At 43.7% G+C, this 4327-nt stretch carries 7 protein-coding genes; all 7 read left to right on the top strand.

Annotated elements, in window-relative coordinates; all coding sequences use genetic code 11:
* Positions 1–131: 131 nt before the first annotated feature.
* Positions 132–779 (top strand): translation elongation factor Ts, encoded by a 648-nt coding sequence (gene tsf, locus PGX78_RS06450; protein WP_270445955.1) that lies wholly within the window; start codon positions 132–134, stop codon positions 777–779.
* A gap of 73 nt (positions 780–852) precedes the next feature.
* Positions 853–1575, top strand: coding sequence for a UMP kinase (pyrH, locus tag PGX78_RS06445; protein ID WP_270445954.1), 723 nt, complete (start codon positions 853–855; stop codon positions 1573–1575).
* A 47-nt stretch (positions 1576–1622) separates the two neighbouring features.
* Positions 1623–2183: a ribosome recycling factor gene (gene frr / locus PGX78_RS06440; RefSeq protein ID WP_006942507.1), complete on the top strand. Its 561-nt coding sequence runs from the start codon at positions 1623–1625 to the stop codon at positions 2181–2183.
* 65 nt (positions 2184–2248) lie between these two features.
* Complete coding sequence (locus PGX78_RS06435) at positions 2249–2416, top strand: hypothetical protein (RefSeq protein ID WP_270445953.1); 168 nt, start codon at positions 2249–2251, stop codon at positions 2414–2416.
* A gap of 12 nt (positions 2417–2428) precedes the next feature.
* Positions 2429–3208 (top strand): isoprenyl transferase, encoded by a 780-nt coding sequence (locus PGX78_RS06430; protein WP_270445952.1) that lies wholly within the window; start codon positions 2429–2431, stop codon positions 3206–3208.
* A gap of 3 nt (positions 3209–3211) precedes the next feature.
* Positions 3212–4039, top strand: coding sequence for a phosphatidate cytidylyltransferase (locus tag PGX78_RS06425; RefSeq protein ID WP_270445951.1), 828 nt, complete (start codon positions 3212–3214; stop codon positions 4037–4039).
* A 20-nt stretch (positions 4040–4059) separates the two neighbouring features.
* Positions 4060–4327 (top strand): site-2 protease family protein (locus PGX78_RS06420; RefSeq protein ID WP_270445949.1); only part of this gene is annotated, 268 nt, incomplete at its 3' end.

The raw sequence follows: 4327 nt of genomic DNA, 5'->3' as shown, positions 1-4327 counted from the left end.
TGATGCTCAGATCGGTAAAGATGCGAAAGAACATTTTGAATCTTGGCAGGAAGATGCTCATCAAGCAGTAAAAGACGGTTATTCGGGCTAATTGTCAGATAAATATATATGACAATATCGGAGGTAAAGGCATGGAGATTACCGCTGCTTTGGTAAAAGAGTTGCGTGAAATTACCGGTGCCGGCATGATGGATGCCAAAAAAGCTCTTGTTGCTACAGACGGAGATAAAGAAAAAGCTATCGACTTCTTACGTGAAAAAGGGTTGGCGGCAGCAGCTAAGAAAGCTGACCGCGTTGCTGCTGAAGGCCTCGTATATTCATATATTCACGGCAATGGCCGTATCGGTGTTTTAGTTGAAGTAAACTGCGAAACGGACTTCGTTGCACAAACTGAAGGGTTTAAAGAATTGTGCAAAGACGTTGCCATGCAGATTGCGGCTGCTAAACCGGCATATTTGAAGCGCGAAGAAGTACCCGAAGATGTTATTGAACATGAAAAAGAAGTACTTCGTCAGCAAGCTTTGAATGAAGGAAAACCTGAAAAGATCGTTGAAAAGATGATTATCGGACGTATTGAAAAATACTATAAAGAAAACTGCCTGCTTGATCAGGAATTTATTAAAGATTCCGACAAGTCTGTAGGACAGGTTATTACGGAAGCTGTTGCTAAGATCGGTGAAAAAATCGATGTTCGCCGTTATGTTCGTTATGAATTGGGCGAAGGCCTTGAAAAGCGTAACGATGATTTCGTAGCGGAAGTAATGGCACAAGCTAAATAAAAGAGATACCCATAAGAGAACACCCAACCGTGTTCTCTTATTTTCTAATCAAATGCTTTCGGGAGGAACAGAGATGGACAGAAACTTTAAACGAATCGTCTTGAAATTAAGCGGTGAAGCCTTGGCGGGAAAACAGGGATACGGTATTGACCCCAAGACGGTTGACCTCATTGCCCGTGATATTGCAACGGTAACGAAGCAGGGAATTCAAGTGGCCATTGTTGTGGGCGGAGGTAATATTTGGCGCGGTCTTTCGGGCAGTGCCGAAGGTATGGATCGAGTCTCGGCCGATTATATGGGCATGTTGGCAACAGTTATGAATTCTCTGGCCCTTCAGGATGCTTTGGAAAAGCTCGGTATAGCTACACGCGTTCAGACAGCTATTAATATGCAACAGGTGGCGGAACCTTATATTCGTCGTCGTGCTATTCGTCATATGGAAAAAGGTCGCGTTGTTATCTTCGGAGCCGGCACGGGCAATCCTTACTTCTCGACGGATACAACGGCAGCATTGCGTGCCGCCGAAATTGAAGCCGATGCTATCTTAATGGCTAAAAAGTTTGTTGACGGAGTTTATGACAGCGATCCGAAACTGAATCCCGATGCTAAGAAATTTGACAGATTGACGTATTTGGATGTTATCAAAAAAGAACTGGGCGTTATGGATGCCACGGCTACGACATTATGTATGACCAACGATATTCCCATCCTCGTATTTTCCATTGATATTCCCGGTAACATTGTAGACGCCGCATCAGGGAAAGAAGTAGGTACGATAGTCGACAAAGGGGAATAAAAACGGTATCATATAGTTAATATATTTGCGATAAGGAAGTGACGGCAATGGAAATTCAAGAATTATTAAATGAGTGTGAGGCTAAAGCGGATAAAACGATTGAGAATTTTAAACGTAACTTATCTTCCATTCGGACCGGTCGGGCAAGCACCTCCTTGTTAGATCGTGTATCCGTCGACTATTACGGAACACCGACACCGGTTAATCAAGTGGCTAATGTATCGGCTCCGGAACCTCGTTTAATTACTATTTCTCCGTGGGAACGTACTATGCTCGGTGAAATTGAAAAGGCTATTTTGAAGTCCGACTTGGGTTTAAATCCCAATAACGACGGTACGATTATTCGTCTTGAAATTCCTCAACTTACGGAAGAGCGCCGTAAGGAATTAAGCAAAAAAGTCGGCAAAGAGGCGGAAGATGCTAAAGTTGCCGTACGAAATATTCGACGTGATTCGAACGATGCCGTAAAGAAGAGTGAAAAGAAGAAAGAAATTACGGAAGATGACAGCAAGGAAGCACAGACGAAAATCCAAAAGATTACGGATGCGAAGATAAAGCAAATAGATGAAATTAAAGATAAAAAAGAAAAAGAAGTAATGGAAGTATAATGGATATATACAGTTTATTTGGCATGCCCCTAGGGTATGCCAAATCTTCATTAGAGCGAGAGAATATGAATTATACAGTCGTCATGACAGAATCGACAAGCCGTTTCTTTCATTCCGATTCGGATCGATTATATGTAGTAAGAGTCCGGCAAGGGGAAAATGGCACTGTCGAATTGGTAGCCAATTCCCGAATGGAGGCCGGCGAAACTGTAAAGAAGTTACTGCATAAATAGGAGAATTAGGGTATGCTCGGAAATTTATTTTCCAAAGAAAAATCGGATATTGAGGTTCAACATAATGATTTGCCCTTAGATATGACACGAGTTCCTCACCATGTAGCTATTATTATGGACGGTAACGGCCGTTGGGCCAAACGTCGCGGCATGCCCCGGAGTGCCGGGCATAAAGCCGGAGCGGATACCTTGAAGCAGATTATTATGGCTGCTGATGAACTGGGAATCAAGGTGCTTACGGTCTATGCCTTTTCCACGGAAAACTGGAAGAGACCGGAAGAAGAAGTTTCGTATATTATGAATCTCATGCTTACGTATTTAAAGAAAAATCTTGCCGATTTGGATGCTAAAAACGTACAATTGAGATTTATCGGGGACAGAACCCGTTTGTCGAAAGACCTACAAGAGCTGTTTAATACGGCGGAAATTTCTATGCACAAGAATTCGGGGCTTATTGTCAATGTGGCTGTCAACTACGGTGGTCGCGGGGAAATTGCGACAGCTGTAAAGTCGATTGTAAAAGATGTGGAGAATAAAAAAATAGATGCTTCACAGATTTCGGAAGAGTTGATAAGCACTTATTTGTATACAGCACCTGAAAATGAAGTGGATTTATTAATTCGCCCGGGGGCGGATTTACGTATCAGTAATTATTTATTATGGCAAATCGCTTATGCCGAATTTTGGTACACCGACCTGTGCTGGCCCGATTTCACGAAAGAAACGCTTATAGAGGCTATCAAATCTTATCAGGGAAGAGATCGTCGTTTCGGCGGTTTGCATGAGGAGTAAGAAATGTTGAGTACACGTGTGGCGTCCGGCCTGATTGGCGGTGCAGCCGTAATTTTTATAATTTATGAAGGCGGTTGGCCTTTTTTCGCACTTATTGCTTTACTCGCCGTAGGCGGTTGGTTTGAGTATGTAAAGATGACGGGAACTGAAGGTAAGGGTATACCCAAAAGAGCCGTTACCTGTTGGCTTCTGTTTTTGTTGGCTGCCTTTGCCTTTGACAGTGTAAAGTTGATGACTTTAGCTGCCGTTCTATTACCCGTCTGCCTTTGGGTACGTACGGTTATTCGTCATAAAAACATATCCTTGGCAGATAGTGCACGGACTCTTTACGGGGCCGTTTATATTGCTCTCGGATTTTTTTCCGTTTTAGCATTGCGCAGCGGCACTGTCGGGTCTTATTATACCAATGATTTTGCAGCTGTAATGCTTGAGCCTGGACGCTTTTTTATGTTTCTCCTCCTTTTTTGTACCTGGGCAAGCGATACGTTTGCTTATTTTACGGGACGGGCCTTGGGAAAAAATAAACTTTGCCCTACTATCAGTCCCGGTAAGACCGTTGAAGGGGCTTTGGGCGGCTTTATCGGTACGATTCTTACCTCCGTTATCTTTTCCCTATGTTTTCATTTTTCCGTTCTCCATGCCTTGGTAATAGGAGTTGTCATCGGTATCGCGGCCCCCTTGGGGGATTTGGTGGAATCTGTGTTGAAGAGAACCTATGGAATTAAGGATTCGGGACATGTTATACCCGGTCACGGCGGAATCTTAGATCGCTTTGACAGCTTGTTGCTTGCGGCACCGTTGGTATATGCTTACCTTGTATTGGCGGCTTAGGTTCGGGAAAGGAGTTTAGCGTGGGGATTACCTTGGCAGCGACCGTCTTCGTGTTCAGCTTAATTGTTTTTGTTCATGAGGCGGGACATTTTATTACGGCCAAATTAACGGGCATGCAAGTCGATGAATTCGCTATCGGCTTCGGGCCGAAATTATACAGCCGTAAGTACGGTGAGACCGTATATTCATTGCGGATTATTCCCTTAGGCGGGTTTAATAAAATTGCCGGTATGTCGGATGAAGAAGAGCTTAACGAGAGATCGTTTTTAAACAAGCCCGTTCGCTCCA

Source organism: Megasphaera sp. AF13-6AC (assembly GCF_027685385.1).
Classification (GTDB): Bacteria; Bacillota; Negativicutes; order Veillonellales; family Megasphaeraceae; genus Megasphaera; species Megasphaera micronuciformis.
Note: the sequence above shows the minus strand (reverse complement) of the source record. Positions and strands in the feature narration are given on the sequence as shown.

Coding starts and splice junctions, on each gene's coding strand:
- PGX78_RS06435 (WP_270445953.1), top strand. CDS start 2,249: ATGAATTATACAGTCGTCATGACAGAATCGACAAGCCGTTTCTTTCAT.
- pyrH (WP_270445954.1), top strand. CDS start 853: ATGGACAGAAACTTTAAACGAATCGTCTTGAAATTAAGCGGTGAAGCC.
- frr (WP_006942507.1), top strand. CDS start 1,623: ATGGAAATTCAAGAATTATTAAATGAGTGTGAGGCTAAAGCGGATAAA.
- tsf (WP_270445955.1), top strand. CDS start 132: ATGGAGATTACCGCTGCTTTGGTAAAAGAGTTGCGTGAAATTACCGGT.
- PGX78_RS06425 (WP_270445951.1), top strand. CDS start 3,212: ATGTTGAGTACACGTGTGGCGTCCGGCCTGATTGGCGGTGCAGCCGTA.
- PGX78_RS06430 (WP_270445952.1), top strand. CDS start 2,429: ATGCTCGGAAATTTATTTTCCAAAGAAAAATCGGATATTGAGGTTCAA.